Annotated in this window: 15 protein-coding genes, 1 pseudogene and 1 riboswitch; of the genes and pseudogenes, 3 read left to right on the top strand and 13 right to left on the bottom strand. The window is 33.8% G+C overall.

Annotated features, from left to right (window positions below; all coding sequences use genetic code 11):
• Positions 1–182: 182 nt before the first annotated feature.
• On the bottom strand, positions 183–2,327 hold the full coding sequence (gene topB / locus AAG068_RS09280) for a DNA topoisomerase III (protein WP_342719037.1): 2,145 nt from the start codon (positions 2,325–2,327) through the stop codon (positions 183–185).
• A 333-nt stretch (positions 2,328–2,660) separates the two neighbouring features.
• Here topB and AAG068_RS09275 point away from each other — a divergent pair, with 333 nt between their 5' ends.
• The gene (locus AAG068_RS09275; protein ID WP_342719036.1) at positions 2,661–3,206 is read left to right on the top strand and encodes a hypothetical protein; all 546 of its coding nucleotides are present in this window, start codon (positions 2,661–2,663) and stop codon (positions 3,204–3,206) included.
• Between the two features lie 110 nt (positions 3,207–3,316).
• Here AAG068_RS09275 and AAG068_RS09270 read toward each other — a convergent pair whose 3' ends face one another.
• On the bottom strand, positions 3,317–4,606 hold the full coding sequence (locus AAG068_RS09270; protein ID WP_342719035.1) for an aminopeptidase P family protein: 1,290 nt from the start codon (positions 4,604–4,606) through the stop codon (positions 3,317–3,319).
• Positions 4,607–4,798: 192 nt separating this feature from the next.
• On the opposite strand from AAG068_RS09270, the gene AAG068_RS09265 reads away from it, so the two are divergent.
• Entirely contained in the window at positions 4,799–5,029 is a 231-nt protein-coding gene (locus AAG068_RS09265; RefSeq protein ID WP_342719034.1) for a DUF896 domain-containing protein, read from the top strand.
• A 237-nt stretch (positions 5,030–5,266) separates the two neighbouring features.
• Here AAG068_RS09265 and AAG068_RS09260 read toward each other — a convergent pair whose 3' ends face one another.
• The 11 genes and pseudogenes from AAG068_RS09260 to AAG068_RS09210 all read right to left on the bottom strand — a co-directional run bounded on the left by AAG068_RS09260 (position 5,267) and on the right by AAG068_RS09210 (position 18,441).
• Positions 5,267–5,662, bottom strand: coding sequence for a cytidine deaminase (locus AAG068_RS09260; protein ID WP_342719033.1), 396 nt, complete (start codon positions 5,660–5,662; stop codon positions 5,267–5,269).
• 33 nt (positions 5,663–5,695) lie between these two features.
• Complete coding sequence (locus tag AAG068_RS09255) at positions 5,696–6,997, bottom strand: pyrimidine-nucleoside phosphorylase (RefSeq protein WP_001983022.1); 1,302 nt, start codon at positions 6,995–6,997, stop codon at positions 5,696–5,698.
• A 36-nt stretch (positions 6,998–7,033) separates the two neighbouring features.
• Entirely contained in the window at positions 7,034–8,215 is a 1,182-nt protein-coding gene (locus tag AAG068_RS09250) for a NupC/NupG family nucleoside CNT transporter (protein WP_342719032.1), read from the bottom strand.
• Between the two features lie 101 nt (positions 8,216–8,316).
• Positions 8,317–8,988 carry a deoxyribose-phosphate aldolase gene (gene deoC, locus AAG068_RS09245; RefSeq protein ID WP_001017446.1) on the bottom strand — a complete coding sequence of 224 codons (672 nt, stop codon included), beginning with the start codon at positions 8,986–8,988 and terminating at the stop codon, positions 8,317–8,319.
• A 308-nt stretch (positions 8,989–9,296) separates the two neighbouring features.
• Entirely contained in the window at positions 9,297–10,244 is a 948-nt protein-coding gene (locus AAG068_RS09240; RefSeq protein ID WP_016717188.1) for a sugar-binding transcriptional regulator, read from the bottom strand.
• A gap of 485 nt (positions 10,245–10,729) precedes the next feature.
• Positions 10,730–11,233 (bottom strand): annotated as a pseudogene (locus tag AAG068_RS09235) (GNAT family N-acetyltransferase).
• Positions 11,234–11,608: 375 nt separating this feature from the next.
• On the bottom strand, positions 11,609–12,235 hold the full coding sequence (locus AAG068_RS09230) for a LysE family translocator (RefSeq protein WP_341013673.1): 627 nt from the start codon (positions 12,233–12,235) through the stop codon (positions 11,609–11,611).
• 197 nt (positions 12,236–12,432) lie between these two features.
• Positions 12,433–13,512, bottom strand: a complete 1,080-nt coding sequence (nheC, locus tag AAG068_RS09225; RefSeq protein WP_342719029.1) for a non-hemolytic enterotoxin NHE subunit C — start codon at positions 13,510–13,512, stop codon at positions 12,433–12,435.
• 107 nt (positions 13,513–13,619) lie between these two features.
• Entirely contained in the window at positions 13,620–14,828 is a 1,209-nt protein-coding gene (gene nheB, locus AAG068_RS09220) for a non-hemolytic enterotoxin NHE subunit B (protein ID WP_042512898.1), read from the bottom strand.
• Between the two features lie 31 nt (positions 14,829–14,859).
• On the bottom strand, positions 14,860–16,020 hold the full coding sequence (gene nheA / locus AAG068_RS09215) for a non-hemolytic enterotoxin NHE subunit A (RefSeq protein WP_342719028.1): 1,161 nt from the start codon (positions 16,018–16,020) through the stop codon (positions 14,860–14,862).
• A gap of 594 nt (positions 16,021–16,614) precedes the next feature.
• Positions 16,615–18,441, bottom strand: a complete 1,827-nt coding sequence (locus tag AAG068_RS09210; protein ID WP_048527299.1) for an APC family permease — start codon at positions 18,439–18,441, stop codon at positions 16,615–16,617.
• Positions 18,442–18,584: 143 nt separating this feature from the next.
• Positions 18,585–18,731: riboswitch (cyclic di-AMP (ydaO/yuaA leader) on the bottom strand.
• Positions 18,732–18,870: 139 nt separating this feature from the next.
• Here AAG068_RS09210 and AAG068_RS09205 point away from each other — a divergent pair.
• The gene (locus AAG068_RS09205; RefSeq protein ID WP_000031869.1) at positions 18,871–18,999 is read left to right on the top strand and encodes a hypothetical protein; all 129 of its coding nucleotides are present in this window, start codon (positions 18,871–18,873) and stop codon (positions 18,997–18,999) included.
• The last annotated feature ends 47 nt before the right edge of the window (positions 19,000–19,046 follow it).

Here is a 19,046-nt window from a genome sequence, read left to right as displayed (position 1 = left end):
TTTATCGTTTTACAATAAATTTTTATTCCTTAAGATAATATTTTTATTGCATACTTCCATAAACATCAGTATAAACTACTTACAGTTTCTCTTAATTACTTTTTCCTCTTATAAAAAATAAAAAAGCATGACATAAATTTGTCATGCTTTTTCAAACTTAACCTTCTATTTGTTAAAACCACTTAATTCTCAAACACAAAATTAATCTTATTATCTTTCCACTCTAACTTCGCATCAAAGGTTTTCTCACCTTTTTTAAAGCCTTTAATTAAATCGGTCTTTTCACCTTTTAAGAGCTTTGTCATGTTCTTTTGCGAAATTGTTTTACTTAATATTTTCTTTGAGATGGTAAAATCACATTGTGTCGTGTTGTAGTTAGAACAACCGTAAAACGTTGACTTATCAATCACGTCGCCATCACATTTTTTACAACTACCAATCTTTTTACCAGTTGTAAATTTCGATCCTTTTCGCTCAATCGATTCAACATGTAATCCAGTGAAATCCCACTTCTCCGACATTTCTACTGCATCTTCAATAATTTTAGCTGATAACTTTTTCGTTTGTTCCATAAATGTAGCTGGTGATGCTGTGCCTTCACCGATTTCCGCAAGGCGCTGCTCCCATTTCGCGGTCATTTCTGGTGAAGCTAGTATTTTATCACCGATTGCGGTAATTAATACTTTCCCTTTATCGGTCGCATACACTTGGTTCTTCTTCACATCTATATATTTACGGTCTTTCAGCATCGTAATAATCCCAGCGCGCGTTGCCTCTGTACCTAAACCTTCTGTTTTCTTTAATACTTTCTCAAGCTCTTCGTTCTCTAAATACTTACCTGCCGTTTTCATTAACGTAATAAGTTGACCTTCTGTATAACGCTTCGGTGGCTGTGTTTTTCCTTCTTTCACTATCACCTTTACAACTTTCCCTTGTTCACCTTCTGCGACAATTGGAAGAATTGTTTCGTCATCTTTATCATCTTGGAAAATAACTTTACGCCAACCTTCTTGAATTTGCTGTTTTCCTTTTGAAACGAATTCAGCACGTTCATCTACAAGCGTTATAATCGTCGTATAATCAAAGATTGCAACTTCATAGTGAGCGGCAATAAGTCTTCTTACGATCATATCGTAAATTTTCTTTTCATCACCTGATAATCTGCTTGGGTTTGTAACTTGCTCTGTCGGAATAATGGCATAGTGATCTGTTACTTTCTTTTCATTCACATAACGCTTATTATTCATAATTGATTCAACCGGAGCCGGTAATAAACCTTTATATTCATCAAACTGACTTAACTTCTGTAAAATATCAGGGAACGTCGCTGCCTCTCCTTGTGTAACATAGTTAGAATCTGAACGAGGATAAGAGACAATCCCTTTTTGATATAGTGCTTGCGTTATATCAAGCGTCTTTTTCGGTGAAAATTTGAATGCTTTATTTGCCGTGGCTTGCAGTGACGATAAGTTAAATAAAAGCGGTGGCTGAAACTCTTTACGCTCCGTTTTCATTTCCTTTACTTCAGCTGGTTTCCCTTGGCAAAATGCCGCAATTTTATTTGCCATATCAGGGTCTTTTAAGCGGGATTCACTATCTTTCTCCCATTTCCCCTCATACTTCTTTCCTTCTATATTAAAGGTTGCGAACACTTCCCAAAACGGCTCTGACTTAAAGTTTTCTATTTCTTTTTCACGCTTTACGATTAATGCGAGTGTCGGTGTTTGTACACGTCCAGCGGAAAATACATCGTTCATTCCTTTTTTCTTTAGCAAAATACTAAAGACACGCGATGCATTCATACCAACGACCCAGTCCGCACATGACCTTGTATATGCCTCATAGTACGTATTGATTGTATCTGATTCATCAAGCAAGTTTTTAAACCCTTGGTAAATAGCTTGTTTCGTTAAAGATGAAATCCAAAGACGCTTCATCGGCTTTTGCACGTTACAAAGATTAATAATGTTTCGTACGATTAATTCCCCTTCACGCCCAGCATCGCCTGCGTGAATAATTTCTGTTACCTGAGGATTATGTAACAGCTGTTTCACAACGTTAAATTGCTTATACTTTGACTTTGTTACTTCAAATTGAAAACGCTCTGGAATCATCGGTAACGTATTAAGTGACCATTTTTTCCACTCGGCGTGATAATGTTCTGGATTACATAACTGTGTCAAATGACCAATTGCCCATGTACAGTACGCTCCATTTGGAAATAACTCATTTGCTTCTACTTCTAAATAACCATCTTTCCGGCGATATTTAAACTGTGAAACAAGAGCCAAACCTTGATCTGGTTTCTCGGCAATAATTAATTTCATTTTATAACTCCCTATCTGTATTCCAGTGTTACTTTCATTGTATATCTGTTTAGAGGCGATGATAAAACAACAATCTTATTTATCATTCGCGGTTTGTCTCGCAAATGGGAGACCTATAATATTATACGCTTATTCTTTATGGCTTCACAATAGAAACTCTTCATTTAACTCTTACATTCACATGCTCATAATTAAAAAGCCTTCCCAAAAAAATCAGAAGCCTTCTTTCTTACCTTTATGAAATTGTGCAGATAATTTGCAGATATAAATAAGCATAAGAACTCTCCATATGAACATATGATGAAATGAATGATAGGACAGGGAGGTATCATAATGTTCGCTTACACATTAACAGCCTTAACACTTTGTTGTATCTCAATTCTTATTACATCATATATTTCTAAACGTAAGGGTACCCTAATGGAGTATATGGTATTTATTATGTCTTTTAGTATGAGTATCGGTTTAAGTATTGGTTTTTATTTCGGTATTCTTTTTAAAGGAGAATTACTCTATTCTACTTTGCTTGCTATATTAATTAGTGGTTGTATCGGTTTTTTAGTCGGTCTACGTTTTCACCTATATACTGCTTTAGAAGGAATGTTCTCTGGATTAATGGCGAGTATGATGGGAGCAATGATTACAGAAATGTTAAACGCTCAACAAGCTCATAGTATACTGTTTATTAGCCTTTTACTTACGATAACAATAACTATGTCATGTATAATTCAACTTGTATCAGAAACTTTTTCTGCTTTTATCCAAAGGCGTTTTTTGTTATTACTTTCAATTAGTGTAGTAATTATCTTCGCTGTATTTGTGACATTCCCAGATCATACTCCTCCACCTTCAACCGGGCATGATCAACATATACATTGACATTTGGAATATAATGAACTTTATAAATAGAAGATGATTTTCGAGAAAATATCGCGGTTTAAAATGAACAAAATAAAAAGACGCTCAAACTTAAGCGTCTCTCCCGATCATTATTTCGTAACAACTTCAACTTCATCTTCTTTTACATTTACATTATTTTCTCTCATAAACGCTTCAATCTCTTCAACTTCTCTAATGATATCTTTTGACAAGTTTTCATGTCCGTCTTTCGTTACAAGAATATCATCTTCAATACGAATGCCAATTGATTCTTCTGCAATATAAAGACCAGGTTCAATTGTTATAACCATACCTTCTTCTAACACTCTATCTTTATATGTTCCTACATCATGCGTATCTAAACCAAGGAAATGGCTGACACCGTGATAATAGTATTTTGATAACTGTTCGTCTTCTTGAATTAAACCAATTGCTTTACACTCTTCTGCTAATACCTTTTTCGTATGCTCATTTAATGCAGCAAACTTTACTCCTGGTTTAATGAGTTCTGTTGTTTCTTTCAATGCTTTTAATACAATATTATACATTTGTTTTTGGCGACTAGAGAATGTTCCATTTGCAGGGAATGTATAACTAATATCAGCATTATAGTAATCTTTTTGAGCGCCTAAATCTAGCAGTACTAAATCACCATTTTGAATTTGTGCATCATTATCTTCATAATGAAGAACTGTAGCATTTTTCCCACTTGCCAAAATTGTATTGAACGCATGATGCTTAATGCCAGATGACTTCAGTGTGAAATCAAACTGAGCTTCTAATTCATATTCCATCATGTCAGCTTGTGCATGCTTAAGTACGTTGTAAATACCCTCTTTCGTTACAGCAATCGCTTCTTTAATGATTTCAATTTCTTCTTCTGTTTTAAACACTCGTAATTCACAAATATTCGGATATACATTACCAATTAAAACGTGTGGATACTGTTCTCTTACATGTTTAGCAAACGCAAGCGTTTTTGTCTCCGCTCCATTCCACTCACGACGCTCTAAATCTAAATATAGATGCTTCACATTTTCTGTGAAAAGTATATTTGACATTGTCTTTTCAAAGCTATCTAAATATACAACTTTCTTTATACCTGAAAATTTCTCTGCTTCCTCGTTAGAAACTGTTTTACCCACCCATTTTTCCATTACTGGATCTGACTTTTCAATGAAAAGTGTTTCTTCTACACTATTTCCAAACTTCTTCAACATGAAAATAACATTTGGTTCATCGATTCCTGTTACATAGTAAAAATTTCGATTCGGCACAAATTTATACTGTGCATCCGCTGACATATGAGGTGCTTGTCCAGCAAATAAAATAGTAATAGATTCATCTGGTAATGTGTTTGCTAATCGTTCTCTATTTTGAGCAAAAAATGCTGATTTCATAATAAATCCCCCCTAGCGTTCTATGCATGCTTGTAAAGCTAATTGTTCTCTGTTATTCATTTTATTATTGTTATAATTTTTAGTCAATTTTTAACCTTTTAGATGGTGTTGACATAATAAAAATCAAACGTTACAATAACTATACATTAGTAAGTAACTAATGTAATTAATTATAACTAGAGGTGAAAACAAATGAAAAACATTTTATTCCGTATTAATGAATTATCAAAAAAAGAAAAAACATCTGGATTAACAGTTAATGAAAAACAAGAACAACAAATATTGCGCCAAAACTATACAAAAACATTTCGTGGAAGCTTAGATTCCATTTTATTAAACACAAAAATTGTTGATCAAAATGGTCATAACGTAACTCCAGCCGCATTACAAGATGCTCAAATACGTTTAAAATTAAGCAAATGAAATTAAAGCTAAATAAACAATCGTATAAAACATAAAAAGAGCCGGAATTCCTATTTAGAAATTCCAGCTCTTTTTATTTTCTTTTCTAATTTAACATATGAGCGATACATCGCAATTCTCCACGATACAATCATTTTACGCTAAGTTTATGAACGGAATATGAACAAAATATTACATTCAACTTTCGAAAATAGAAAAACCATTCCACAATTCATATTTGTGGAATGGCTTTTCAACTTATTTTAAATCTTCTATTGAGAAAGCACCTGGAAGTAATTGCTCAACAGTCACTTCTTTTTCATCGCCTTTTACATTCGTTAGTAATACAGGCATTTTCGGTTCACAGAATTCAGCAATTACTTGTCTACAAGCACCACATGGTGAAATCGGTCCGTCCGTTTCGCCTGTAATAACTAAATAACTAAAATCGCGCTCACCTTCTGATACTGCTTTAAAGATCGCCGTTCTTTCTGCGCAGTTACATAAACCGTAAGAAGCATTTTCTATATTACAGCCAGTATAGATTCTACCTTCTTTCGTAACTAACGCTGCACCAACAGGGAATTTCGAATACGGAATATATGCTTTTGCTAACATCTTATTTGCTGCTTCAATATATTTTTTCTTATCCATATTATTTCCTCCTCAAAGTAAGTGTAATTATGATTAGTCAGTAATCACTGTATGAACTAATTTAGGAGCCACTGCTGTTTCAGCGATAGAAATGTTCTCATAGATTTTTGCTTTTACATCTTCTACATTTTCACGGTTTGCGTAGATTGTTACGAATGGTTCGCCTTCTTTTACTGCATCGCCAACTTTTTTACGTAACATTAATCCTACTGCTAAATCGATTTCATCCTCTTTTGTCGCACGGCCAGCACCTAGTAACATAGCTGCGATACCGATTTCATCTGCAACAATGTTAGAAATAACACCTGAAGTTTTTGCAGGTACATCAATTACATACTTCGCCTGTGGCATTTTTTCTGGATTGTCTACAATTGAGCTATCTCCGCCTTGATTACTTAAGAACTCTTTAAACTTCTCTGTTGCTTTTCCGTTTTTCATCACTTCAATTAACATTTCACGTGCTTCTTCTAATGTATTTGCTTTTTTCGCAAGTACAACCATTTGACTTCCTAATACAAGTACTAATTCTGTTAAATCTTCTGGACCTTCACCTTTTAACGTATCAATCGCTTCTTTCACTTCTAAAGCATTACCAATAGCAAATCCAAGCGGTTGTGACATATCTGAAATAACAGCCATAGTTTGACGTCCTACATTATTTCCGATACGTACCATTGCATGTGCTAATTCTTTTGCATCTTCTTCTGTTTTCATAAATGCGCCAGCACCTGTTTTTACATCAAGTACGATTGCATCTGCACCAGCTGCAATTTTTTTACTCATAATTGAACTTGCGATTAAAGGAATTGAGTTTACTGTTCCTGTTACGTCGCGTAATGCATAAATCTTTTTATCTGCAGGTGTTAAGTTTCCTGTTTGTCCAATAACAGCTACTTTGTCACGGTTTACAATATCAATGAACTGCTCTTTCGTAATTTCAACGTGGAATCCTTCTACCGCTTCTAATTTATCGATTGTTCCGCCTGTATGTCCTAAACCACGACCAGACATTTTTGCTACTGGTACATCTAAAGCAGCTACTAATGGTCCTAATACTAATGTTGTTGTATCACCAACACCACCAGTTGAATGTTTGTCTACTTTAATTCCTTCAATTGCTGATAAATCGATCGTTTCTCCAGACTCTACCATTGCCATCGTTAAATCTGCACGTTCGCGATCTGTCATATCTTTAAAGAAAATTGCCATTGCAAGTGCACTCACTTGATAATCAGGAATACTTCCGTCTGTATATCCATTAATAAAGAATTTAATTTCTTCAGTCGTTAATTCTTTGCCATCACGTTTTTTTGCAATAATATCTACCATTCTCATTACAATCACCATTCCTTTTTATATGATATGAATCTGTTAAAATAATAAGCCAACGATTGTTGCTGATAAGAAACTTACTAATGTTGCACCGAAAAGTAATTTCAGACCAAATCTTGCGACTACATTTCCTTGCTTTTCATTTAAGCTCTTAACTGCCCCTGCAATAATTCCAATTGAAGAGAAGTTTGCAAATGAAACTAAGAATACAGATATAATCGCTGTCGTTCTATCTGAGAAATTAAAGTTTCCTTGCGCTAAATCTGTCATAGCGACAAATTCATTTGATACTAATTTTGTTGCCATAATATTTCCGGCATTAACTGCTTCATGCCAAGGTACACCCATAATAAATGCAAATGGTGCAAATACATAACCAAGTATTTCTTGGAATGAGATACCAATTACACCTTTAAATACTGCATTAATGAATGCGATAAGAGCAACGAAACCGACTAACATAGCTGCTACTGTGATTGCAACTTTAAATCCGTCTATAATGTATTCACCTAATACTTCAAAGAAAGTCTTTTTCTCTTCTTCTTGCACTTCTAACATATCTTCTTCTTCAGTAACTTCATACGGGTTAATGATAGAAGCGATAATAAAACCACCGAATAAGTTAAGAACTAAAGCGGTTACAACATATTGAGGTTTTAATAACACCATATATGATCCAACGATAGACATTGAAACGGTAGACATTGCAGATGCACATAATGTATACATTCGTTTCTCTGGCAATAATCCTAATTGTTTCTTAACTGAAATAAACACTTCAGATTGTCCTAAAATCGCAGAAGCAATAGCATTATATGATTCTAGTTTCCCCATTCCATTTACTTTACTTAATACTAGACCGATAGATTTCACAATAATAGGTAATACTTTAATGTGTTGCAATATGCCTATTAGTGCTGAGATAAATACGATTGGCATTAATACACTTAAAAAGAACGAAAACTCTTTTTGATTTACTAATCCACCAAATACGAAATTCACACCGTCAGCGGCATATTTTAACAACTCTCCAAAACCATCTGCTATTCCGCTAATTAATATATTCCCTACACTTGTATTTAATAATAAAAATCCCAAAATGAATTGTAATATAACCATCGTTATGATTGGGCGATATTTGACTTTTTTTCTATCATTACTAGCAAGCCAAGCGATACCTAAAATTAATACGAGACCAAAAATACCAATTAAGTATTTCATAAGCCTTCCCCTCCCATTCGTATCCGCTTACATTTTTTCAATTGTTAAAGCAATAGATACACTTTATTTTGTGTATCTATTGCGTTTGAATTCATTAATGATTAGTAGTTATCTGTAGCACCTTTTGCATCATTTAATACGATTGCAACACTAGCACTTGCTCCAACGCGAGAAGCTCCAGCAGCTACCATTTTTTCTGCATCTTCACGTGTACGAACGCCACCAGATGCTTTTACACCAACGTTTGGTCCTACTGTTTTACGCATTAATGCGATATCTTCAGCAGTTGCTCCGCCAGTTGAGAATCCAGTTGAAGTTTTTACGAAGTCAGCACCAGCTTTTACTGATAATTCACAAGCGCGTACTTTCTCTTCATCTGTTAATAGACAAGTTTCAATGATTACTTTTACAAGAGCTTTTCCTTTTGCTGCTTGTACTACTTCATAAATGTCTTTTTCAACAAGTTCGTTGTCGCCATCTTTTAAAGCGCCTACGTTGATTACCATATCAACTTCAGTTGCTCCTTTTGCGATCGCATCTTTTGTTTCAAATGCTTTGGTTTCAGTCGTGCTTGCTCCTAATGGGAAACCGATTACAGTACAAACATCTACATCATGTCCAGCTAATTCTTCAGCAGCTAGCTTCACCCATGTAGGATTAATACAAACAGAAGCGAATTTATATTCCTTTGCTTCTTCGATTACTTTCATGACATCTTCTTTAGTAGTATTAGCTTTTAAAATTGTATGGTCAATTAACTTTGCAATGTTCATTATCTTCACTCCTCATATCTTTTAACAACTTCATTCTAACTCTTAGTTGAACAAATGTAAATACACTTTTGAAATTTTGTTCATTCTTTTTAAAAAGGGAATTTTCCTGTAGTAAATAAAGCTCATTCTAACTAAGAAGCACTTCCTATTTAAAATCAAAACTTTTATATTAACAATGGTAGTATGTATCTCAATATCCATAATTATTTTAAAAAAGGCAATTTGTACTCAAAAAGCACTCCCATAATTCATACATAACAAAATAAAAGGCTTTCTCAAAATTAATATCTTGAGAAAGCCTTTTATTTCTAATCTTTTTGATAATGTAACAATTCCTTTGCTGTATGCTGATCGATAATTAATACATTTGCATATCCGCCACGTAACGCACCATCAATTGCTTTTATTTTTCTATTACCACCAGCAACTAAAATAGAACGTTTCTTTAATTTCAGTTCCTCTAACTCAATTCCAATGGTCCGCTTATTAATTTCTTCACTACTAATATTCCCGTCCCCATCAAAGAATCGTGAACAAATATCACCGACCGATTGTTTTTTGAGTAAACTTGTTTCATCCTTATCGAAATAACCTAATCGGAATAATAGCGCTTCATCTCGCACTGTTCCTACAGTAAAAATTGCAATATTCGCTTGTTTCCCCATTTCGATAATGTGATGAATATGTCGATCCTGCTCTACTAATTCTTTTGTCACTGCGTTATCAAATATAACTGGAAGAGGTAGATTTCTTGGCGTCGTTTGAAAAGCATCTGCAAATAAAGCGATTGTTTCATTCGCATATGTATTTACACTAGAATGACTAATACCACCTTTTAACTGAACAACTTCTACACCTTTTACATGTTGCGGTACGATTTTTCTAGCGATTTCATACATCGTCATTCCCCAGCTTACACCAACGATATCCCCGTTTTTAACCGTTTTTTCCATATACTCTGCTGCATATTTACTAATATACTCTGTAATCGTTGCATATTCTGGCACTGGTGAAAATACGACATGTGCCTCTAACAAGTTGTACTTTTCTTTCAGTAAATTGCCAACGTTATCTAAATCAGCAAATGGATCGGCTATGCTAATTTGAACAAATCCTTTTTCTTTTGCGTACTTTAATAATCTAGAGATAGTCGGTCTTGAAATATTTAATTTATTAGCAATTTCTTGCTGACTATAATCTGATTGATAATATAATCTTGCAACTTCAACACTTAATTGTTGTTTATCTTTATCCATAGTAACTCGCTACATATCCTTTCCTGTATTTCCTTTTCGTTACAAGCATTATACAGCTTTATGCAAAAAAATTCGACTACCGAATTTTATCTAACTGAGCTTCAACTACACTTACTGTATGAAATGAAACATTATTGTGTAGATTGATTAACTCAATATAGTTACGCGTGAAACATGTAAATCGATTATCATTTAATTCACGCATTTTCTGCAATAACGATAACAGGCCCGTTCAAAAACGTACGGTAGAATCAAGGTATTTAACATAGAAAAGTTATATATGAGGCCCAGGATATCAAAGACTGCTTTTCTCATACTTATGGAATTTCCATTCGCTTTTTCTGTAAGGGTTAGTAAAGAGACCATTTTTTGTCCTTTTTTCATGCTTTTTTCTTAATTCCATACGTAATGTCATTTAGAACCTTAGCTTGATGGGCATATGCGGTGACTCCTATTAAATAAACGCCACTGTTAGTTTACAAAGGCTATTTACTGGAAATTAAGTTAAAACGCCAATTACTACATTGCATAAAGTTACCAGGAGGGTATTCGAATCCAAGCTTCCGACAAATTGTATTTGAAGCTGGATTGTCAACTGAAGGGAAAGCATGAATATACTTATACTTATTCTCAGCGGATGCTTCTTATATTGCCAACTTTACTGCAGTTGTCGCTATTCCTTTCCCCTGAAATGCGGGAAGGACGCTCCAGCCAGTTTCGTACACACTTTCATCATTCCAAGTAGTTTCCCAATAGCCAACAGAACCTACTGATTCTCGTTCTGGTAACAATAAAATGCTAAACATACATCCTTTACTAACCAGTTCAAGGTACCGTTTATGTCGCTTCAAAATTTGTTCTTCATTTTCTGGACCTCCAAGATGCTGCGTCATCACTGGGGTGTTAATACGAAAAAGTAAATCAAGGTCCTTATCTTCCCAAGGTTTAATTTGAATAATATGATTGCTTCGTTCTAAAATTTTATTCATCCCATTACATTTTTCTTTCTTTAATTTTTTCTTTACGGTAAGCAAAACTCCTTTATCTGTCCCATTAATCTGCACCGTTAGACAATAAGTAAAACTGAAAAATAGTAAAGGGTTTTTATTCTCAAAATTTATTATAGATCATATTTCAATCATTCATTTTTAGGGGCAACTTCCACATTTTTTTAGTCATCTAAACTACCTTGATTTTTTCTTATAGAGCAAACCGGTCAGGTTATTGAGGAAGTCATTTTTAAAGTTCAAATTAGATATGTGTATAAACTCAGTATGGAGGTGTGAAATCAATTGTAAAATAGTAGTTGTGTAATAAATAAAAGAAATAATCAATAGTGATTATTTCTCTTTTCATATACATATTTATTTTTGGAAAAACAATCTCACTCCAAATACTAATAATACTGCGCCCGTAATACCCTCTATTGTACGGTTTACTCTTTCTTTTCTTAAAAAAGTTCTTAATTGACGTATGAGTGAGATGTAAAGTAAATACCATATTGCTGTCAAAGTCGTAAATGTGACTCCCAATAAAAGAAATTGGAGGAAGTGATTTTGATTACTTACAATAAATTGGGGTAAAAAACTAAGGAAAAACACAGCAGTTTTTGGGTTTAAAATTGCCGTAGTAAATCCTTGTCTAAAGCTTTTAATTGCCCCAATATTCTTAGAGTCCATTTCTATTGGACCTGACATATCTTCTTTTTTATGTAAGGCACTTTTAATTGACTTTACAGCTAAGTAAATTAAATAAAAAGCCCCAGCATATTTTATAAATGTAAATAACATAGCAAATTTCATTAGAATAGCAGAGAGTCCTAACGTAGCCATTATTGTATGAATCATCATTCCAGATATCGTTCCTAAAACAGTCTTTATCCCACCATTTTTACCATGCGAGATAGTGTTTTTTGTAACTAGTGCAAAACCAGGACCAGGCATCATTATGATTAACATTGCTGTAAGGATAAATAATAGATAATTTTCCATGTTCTAGTATTTCCTTTCCAATTTTTAGTTTTGCTTATAGTATAGCTTTTTTCATTAAAACATTACATATAAAAGACTTGATCAGAAATTTATCTATGTTACTAATAACATAGATAAAAGACATAGAAGATTTATACATTAAATTACAAGTCCATTTCTCACAAAAAACAGAATAAACAGCAGAACTAGTCCACTGTTTATTTCACCACGCCTTCATGTAATTTTTCTGTATAATCTTTTACATCTTTCCAGCTATCTTTCGCTGTATGTAAATCTTCTTTTATGAAGGTAAATTCTTCTGGGCTGATTCCTTTTACGTTTTGTAGTAAATTATTATATTTTGCCCCTACTGTATACCATTGATTTGATATGTTTTGCAATGCTGTAATTGCTGCATCAATCGTTTCAGTCATGTTTGTTGTTTTATTTTTTACATCTGTCAATATTGCGACTTCTGCTTGTGCGCCAGAAATTCTATCCTTTAAATTGGCGATTTCTCGTTCTGCATTTGCGATATCTTTTTTCGCAACGGCAATCATCGGTCCGCCAGCAAGGCATGTTATTAACGCTACGCAAAGTACGCCACCAGCAATGACCATATCATTACTCTTTTTAATTGAATCATTATATGTATTGATTTGTTGCTCTAGAGCTGGGATACCCGCATTCGTACTTGCTAAAATCGAGGTTAGTTGATTTGTGTCCTCTTTAAAGCTATTTGTGTCTTTCGCCATTCTATCACGAAAGGCTTTCAAATTACCTAATAATACATCTACCTCATTTTGATTCTTTACAATATCCGCATACAATGTTTCTAAATCCGCTTTTAACTTTACGCTATCTTTTTGATCAATTGCTATTAACATGTTATTATAATACGCTTGAAAAGTATTGTTGTAATTAATAATATTTTGATCTGTTTTCATAATTTGAGGTTTCATATTGTTTAACCAATACGTCGCGTTAATTTTTGCATCTCGTTGGTGCTGAATCATATTTCCTTTAAACTCACTATTAATCGAACTTATTTTACTCAAATCAGTCTCTTGTTGATTTTGAATTAATTTTGCATATGAATCCATTGCAAATATGCTTGATGTCGTTTGCGCCATTACATCTTGGAATCCAGCTGGCCCTAATGAATAATTTTTCGCACTTTCTTGCAATGTTTTTACGTTTTGTTCTGCTGCAAAAGGATGTAAAGGCAATGCATTACTCGTTGCCACCCCAGCAATCATTAACGTTAACAGACATTTTTTATAAAATCTTTTCTGCATTCTTTTCACCTATTTTCTTTATAAGGATATAGAAAGCTCCTGCTCACAACTGAACAGGAGCTTCAAATCTTTCATCAATACGTAACACTCTAACGATTCGTATTTGATTAAGCTTTTTTCGTATCTACTACTTTAATATCTTCAGCATAAATCTTTTCTGCATAGTCTTTAATGTTTTTCCAGCTATCTTTCGCAATGTTTAAATCTTCTTTAATGAAAACAAGGTCATTCGGACTAATTGAATCTACATTTTGAAGTAAAGAATTGTATTTTGATCCCATTGTGTACCATTGGTTTGAAATGTTTTGCAACGCTGTAATTGCAGTATCAATTGTATTTGTTAAATACTCGGTTTGTGTTTTAATGTTCGTTAACCCAGCTACTTCTAATTGAGCAGTTGTAACTTGTCCTGTTATTTTTTGAATTTCAGCTTGTGCATTATCAAGTTCTTTTTTCGCTAATACGATACCAGCTGTACCACCGCCTACAGCTGCTGCACCACCTGCAATTAACGCGACTCCTAGCGGCGTTCCTGCACCTGTAGCAATCACTACTGCACCGCCAATAATTGCAATTGGTCCTAAAGCTGTCGCAACTGATGAACCGATAATAATTGCATTATATTTACTAATTGCTTCATTGTACGTTGTAATTTGATTTTGCAGAAGCGGGATTCCTGCATCTTGACTAGCTAAAATAGATGTAATTTGATTTGCGTCTCCCTTGAAGTTTTGCGTATCGGACGTCATTTTATTTCGGAATTTCTTCAAGTCATCTACTAACTGATCTACTTGCGCTTTATTTTCATTAATACTACTTGATAATCTAGTTAAACCTTTCGTAAGAGTCGCTTTATCTTTTGCATCTACCGCAGCAACTAAAGTATCATAATAGTTTTGGAATTTCGTATTGTAATTAATGATATTTTGATTCGTTGAAATAAGCTGTGGCTTTAATACATCTAACCATTGCTTCGCATTTCCTCTAGCTGTATCCTGGTGCTGAATCACTTTCCCTTTTAAAGCCGCATCAACAGACGATACATTTCCAAAGTTAACATTACCTTGTTTAATAATTGTTAAAGCGTACAGATCCATTACTAAAGCGTTTGAACCTGTTCTTTCCATTGCATCTTTTAGGCCTTCTGGTCCTAATGAGTATTCCTCATAGTCATTATAAGCTTTTGCTACCGCATGAACTGGAGCTTGTTTCACTGTACTTTCAGCTGCATACGTATGGGCTGGCATAATGTTTCCTGCTGCAAATACTGCCATAAGTGCTGATAGAGCCATTACTTTATAAGGTTTTTTTGTCATTTTTCTTCTCTCCCTATATCGTTACTTATTTTTAATGTACTTCAACGTTTGTAACGTAATCTTCAAATTGATTTGTTTGCTTATTCATTTCATCACTTACTTTTTTAATTTGATTGAAATGTTTTTGAAGTAAACTACTATCTGTATATGTGCCTTCTTCAACATTCTTTTGAATTTGGATCATATTATTGTTTAGAACTTTCCAATCTGTTAATAACGTTTCTAAAGTTGTAATTTGACGATCGATTAGTTCTGTGAAACTACTTACTTGATCTTCAACGAATGTAATTTGTGTCGCCTCTGCTTCAGTTTGTGATAATTTTTGAATAAGTGGTAGTAGCTCTTTTTGCTTTTGCTGAATGCGAAGAGCTGCTTCCCTCGTTTGACTATCGGCAGCATTTACAATTTCATTACTTAAAGTACCGATAGAAACGAAATCAATTGTTTTCGTTTGTGCAGTTTGATTTGTAATTGTAAATACTTGTTTACCGATATTAATAGAACCTTTAATAATTTCTTGAGGTCTATTCAAAATAGTAGTTAGTTCAGCTTGAATTTCCCCTTGAATTCTTTTAATATCTTCTCTTAACTTCACAATATCTCCACTTGATCCTTGCAGTATTTTTATTGCTTCATCAGCTTTAATCGATAAGTTATTGCTATCTTTGTCTAATACCGTTTTAAATCGATTTAACTCTAATAAATCTTGCTCCATACTCTCTTGGATGCTTTGTACTTGCAATTGTAACTTTCCATATGCACCTGTAAAATCCGCTTTTGCTTGTTCATCTTCATTTACGTTTCCTGCTAGTTCATAGAGCTTACTATAATAGCTATTAAATCGAGTGCTATATCTCATCATCTCTTGATTTAAGTCGATTAGCTTCGGATTATATTCATCAATCCACTCTCGTACATTTGCCTTTGCAAACTTTTGATGATTCGTCAAACTACTCATCGCGTTCACCTTAATGTCTGGCTGTTGTAAAATAACTAATCCGTATGCTTGTATAAGCGGCGATTGTGATCCTAACATTCTAATTGAATTGGATAATGTATTTGGAGCAATTACATTTTGTGCATATACTGCTTTCACTTCTGTTTGCCCCTCCTTGGCGTAAGCGCTTACAGGAATGAAGCAACTCGTAGATACTGCTGTAACCAATAACCCTGTGATTAAAGTCTTTTTCACTTTAACTCCTCCTATGTATTAGCAACTATTACTATCGCATTTTATTATTCTATTTTCTTGCACATAATTTGAGATGGTTAAAATAGAGAACGTTCTCACCGCGATCCATGTATGAACCACCTCTCTCAACTTTTATTGCTACAGTACTTACTTATTGTTATAAAACATTTCATATATGATTAGTATGAATAATATTGTATAAAACTTCTATTTTATAGCCATTTCCACATTCACATAGTGAATATATTACATAAAAATATTATTTGTTATAAACTAAAAAACGTACGTAAATATGAAATTTCGTTTTGTTTTTCATGTAAGTTTTGTACTGTAAGGTCATTTAAACACAGCTATTTATATAACGTAAAGAAGTATTTTCATTCCCTTTATTTTCAAGCTTTATTGTCCTTATTCCAAAATATAATCCTCTTCACTTTTCCAATTGAAATATCCATATATCACAACAAAAACCTCTACTTATTTACAGATTCAAAAATTATATCAATATATCTTTTATACTCATATGCAATTATGCATAGTGTATACACAAAAAGGATAGCTTCACTTTCATGAAGCTATCCTTAAAAAATCTTCTTACTTTTTCAAATGATATGGAACTGTCGTAATAACAACATTTCTTTTATAGAGTAAATACGCACGAATGAGTAAACTAGACTGATTATGAAGAATGTTATGCCAACCTTTTTTCGGAATGAACTGTGGTATAACGACAGTAACACGGTAATTTGATTCACTCGCTTTATATTGCACTGTATCAATAAACTTTGTTAGCGGTTGAATAATACTTCTATAATGAGAATGTAAGGTAACAAGTCTTACTTCAGGTTGCCACTTCTTCCATTTCTCTTCAAATTTCTTTTCCTCTTCCCTGTCAAAAGCAACATATACAGCGATAACTTGATCTGCAGAAAGAGACTTCGCATAGTTCAATGAGTTTTCTACCACGTGCGTCATACCAGCTACAGGAACGACAATTACATTTCCTTCAATCGGAACAATCCGTTCACAAGTTTTTAAACTTAGTTGGTCTCCTACTGCATCATAATGCTTCTTAATTCGGTGGAACAAGAAGATAATAACAGGTAAGAAAATAAGGATTGACCATACTTGTGCGAATTTAGTTAAAAAGAACATAATCATTACGATAAAACTAATGACTGCTCCAATTAAATTGACCGTTAATCGTAAAGCCCATCCTTCAGGCTTTTCGCGAAGCCATTTTAATACCATCCCCGTTTGAGAAAGTGTAAATGGAATAAATACACCTACTGCATATAGCGGAATTAAATGTTCTGTTTGTCCTTGGAAAGCTACAATTAAAATAATTGAGGCAACTCCAAGTATAATAATACCGTTTGAGTAACCTAGGCGGTCTCCTCTAATCGTAAACATTCTCGGTATAAATTTATCTTTTGCAAGGTTAACCGCTAATAAAGGAAATGCAGAATAACCAGTATTAGCAGCGAGAATTAATATTAAAGCCGTTGTACCTTGTATGAAATAGTACATGAAATTACGTCCAAATGTTTGTTCAGCAATTTGTGAAACAACTGTTACTTCTTTACTTGGAGTAATTCCGTAATAATAAGCTAAGAAAACAATTCCTGAAAATAAAACGGCAAGTAATGCACCCATTGCAAGCAATGTTTTCGCAGCATTGTTAGGTGCAGGATCCTTAAAGTTTGGAATTGCGTTAGAGATCGCCTCAACACCTGTTAAAGCCGAACTACCTGATGCAAATGCTCGTAACAGTAAGAACAAACTAATACCCGCAACCGGAGTTCCAATTGGCGTGTGTAATGTCGGTGAAACTTGACCAGTTATAATATTATATATACCTACACCAATTAATATAAATAGTGCTAGAACAAATAAATAAACAGGATATGCTAAAACGGAAGCTGATTCCGTTACCCCTCTCAAATTTAATATCGTAATAAATATAACAAATATAATCGCAATGATTACATTATGTGCATGTAAACTAGGAAAAGCTGATGTGAGCGCATCTGTACCTGCTGATACACTTACCGCAACAGTTAAAATATAATCCACTAATAAAGATCCTCCAGCTATTAACCCTGGATTCATCCCTAAGTTTTCTTTTGATACAACATACGCGCCTCCGCCATGCGGATAAGCAAAAATAATTTGACGATAAGATAAAATAAGGGCTGTCAATAATACTAATACCCCAACAGCGATCGGAATTGAATACCAATAAGCAATCGCTCCAAGACCTGCTAAAGCAATTAAAATTTGCTCTGGTCCGTATGCAACCGATGACAATGCGTCAGAAGATAAAATAGCTAACGCCTTCGTTTTATTAAGCTTTTGTTCTCCTAACTCTGTTGATTTTAACGGTCTTCCAATTAAAAATCTTTTAATAGATGAAACCAATGCTGTCCACTCTCCAATAATTTTGTACGAACTTTTCTGCTAGTTACAGCGAATAAACTATTTCCTCAGAAAACAAAAATGTCTACAAGCCATAACGAAATAGACTTGTAGACATTATATTTTTTGTCGCACAAGCTCCACCTTCCTTCTCAATATAACGCTTACGAGGTTAGCTGTCGGATTCGGGCCTATGAGTAGCCCTACCTTTTTCAAGGATTCACCCCATTGGATTAAGAACTAATCCATAAGAACGGGTCCCCCGCACCATGCGGTTTCAGCGATTTAGAAAATTGAAACTGTGGATTATAATACTCCTTTATTTTCAAAATGTAAATAAAAATTTTTAAAAAGACAAAATTTAAATGATTTCGCATAATTCGCCGGTAAACATACATAATGAATACTAAAAAATTGATAAAGGAGACTCACATGTCTAAAGAAAAGAAGCCTATTTTTTCCGATTCCTATTTAGATGCATTAGCAAATGAAATTAATCAATTATACGGTAAACGTGAACAGGAAATAAATTTGACAGATAGAACGAAAAGAAACAAATAAGTTGTCATAAAAAAGAAAGCAATACACTTATATATTGCTTTCTTTTT

Origin of the sequence: Bacillus paramycoides (assembly GCF_038971285.1) — a bacterium.
Classification (GTDB): domain Bacteria; phylum Bacillota; class Bacilli; order Bacillales; family Bacillaceae_G; genus Bacillus_A.
The sequence above is the reverse complement of the archived record's forward strand: the minus strand, read 5'-3'. Positions and strand labels throughout refer to the sequence as shown.

Coding starts and splice junctions, on each gene's coding strand:
- topB (WP_342719037.1), bottom strand. CDS start 2,327: ATGAAATTAATTATTGCCGAGAAACCAGATCAAGGTTTGGCTCTTGTT.
- AAG068_RS09275 (WP_342719036.1), top strand. CDS start 2,661: ATGTTCGCTTACACATTAACAGCCTTAACACTTTGTTGTATCTCAATT.
- AAG068_RS09270 (WP_342719035.1), bottom strand. CDS start 4,606: ATGAAATCAGCATTTTTTGCTCAAAATAGAGAACGATTAGCAAACACA.
- AAG068_RS09265 (WP_342719034.1), top strand. CDS start 4,799: ATGAAAAACATTTTATTCCGTATTAATGAATTATCAAAAAAAGAAAAA.
- AAG068_RS09260 (WP_342719033.1), bottom strand. CDS start 5,662: ATGGATAAGAAAAAATATATTGAAGCAGCAAATAAGATGTTAGCAAAA.
- AAG068_RS09255 (WP_001983022.1), bottom strand. CDS start 6,997: ATGAGAATGGTAGATATTATTGCAAAAAAACGTGATGGCAAAGAATTA.
- AAG068_RS09250 (WP_342719032.1), bottom strand. CDS start 8,215: ATGAAATACTTAATTGGTATTTTTGGTCTCGTATTAATTTTAGGTATC.
- deoC (WP_001017446.1), bottom strand. CDS start 8,988: ATGAACATTGCAAAGTTAATTGACCATACAATTTTAAAAGCTAATACT.
- AAG068_RS09240 (WP_016717188.1), bottom strand. CDS start 10,244: ATGGATAAAGATAAACAACAATTAAGTGTTGAAGTTGCAAGATTATAT.
- AAG068_RS09230 (WP_341013673.1), bottom strand. CDS start 12,235: ATGGAAAATTATCTATTATTTATCCTTACAGCAATGTTAATCATAATG.
- nheC (WP_342719029.1), bottom strand. CDS start 13,512: ATGCAGAAAAGATTTTATAAAAAATGTCTGTTAACGTTAATGATTGCT.
- nheB (WP_042512898.1), bottom strand. CDS start 14,828: ATGACAAAAAAACCTTATAAAGTAATGGCTCTATCAGCACTTATGGCA.
- AAG068_RS09205 (WP_000031869.1), top strand. CDS start 18,871: ATGTCTAAAGAAAAGAAGCCTATTTTTTCCGATTCCTATTTAGATGCA.